This window comes from Parabacteroides sp. CAG:2 (assembly GCF_000436315.1).
GTDB classification, from domain to species: domain Bacteria; phylum Bacteroidota; class Bacteroidia; order Bacteroidales; family Tannerellaceae; genus Parabacteroides; species Parabacteroides distasonis.
Map to the genome: position 1 here is coordinate 1 of NZ_FR885262.1, position 1,150 is coordinate 1,150.

1 protein-coding gene is annotated in these 1,150 nt (G+C 40.5%); it reads right to left on the bottom strand.

The genetic code is table 11. The annotated features are described in order from the left end of the window. Nucleotides 1-1,114 (bottom strand): DUF4934 domain-containing protein (locus QVP94_RS02255; RefSeq protein WP_288213154.1); only part of this gene is annotated, 1,114 nt, incomplete at its 3' end. Nucleotides 1,115-1,150 lie beyond the last annotated feature (36 nt).

The window sequence follows — 1,150 nt, forward strand, 5'->3', positions numbered from 1 at the left end:
TTTGAGTGGAAGTCAGAACCTTTTCCAATTGCTCTTTTAATGCGTAAGGTTCCATGATCGCAGTGAAATAACCTCGATTGAAGGACGGATTGGTAGGCCCATCTATATTCCCTAGCATATTCCATTTCAAATTCACGAAACAACCTTTAAGGCTTTGTTTGTCTACTAGGATTTTCGGGAAACGGGGTAACTCATTATTCCAAGAGGTTTGCGTATACCAAGTGACTAGAAAGTGATTGGGCAGCTCCGTGAAATAATGGCAGATCGGCTCATGACCCGTATGCATCGTAAAAGCAGGGTGTAGCGTATTTGAGTCTATGTCATAATGATAAAGTGTGTCTTGCGAGGCTATACAATTATGAAGATAGAAGTCGGAAGCGGTGGTATTCAAAGATTCTCGTACCTCATAATCGTAAGTGCTTGGGATCAACATGAATTGGTCGGAGACCGGATATTCTTGGATGATATTGCCTTCGAAATCCTGCGTCCAGATCAATGCGGTGGGAGTTCCCTGAAAAGGTATGCACATGACGGTTACTGTTTTTTTCTCGGCATTGATGACGAACCGGCCTTTATGGGTTATATAGGCCAGAGGAATGTGTTTTTGTGGCTGCCCGTCGAAGTCAAACACTAATATCTTAGAGGCACGAATCTCCATTAGATAGATTTTATTATTACTTTCATCTAAATACTGATCATAAATAAATAGGTTATATTCATCCGGCCCTTGTCCTTGGGAGGAGATCTTTCTGATGAAATCCCCATTACGGTTATAGAGCTTACATGAAGAGCCTGCCCTAAAAGATTTCACTAAAATATAATGGTCACTCACGGCTATATGGGTATCTTGCCCTGCGGCGGTCAATGCGTCTTCCGAGTTTTCTAGGCGAATAACTTGAAAGGAAGAAAGCAAGGAGCTTAGCGATAAATTGAATGTATCCTTTACGGAAGAAAAGTCTAAACTAGTCACCGGATCTCCTTGCAGATTAATAACCTGTGCTATGACTGGGCAATTATCCAAGGTCAACTTTCTGGATACATTTGTCTCTTTATTTCCGCATGAGGAAACAACCGTTAGTAACGTGATCGATACGTAATATATGATTCTATTCATGACCTTATTGATTTAAATAACACATATTATATTCAT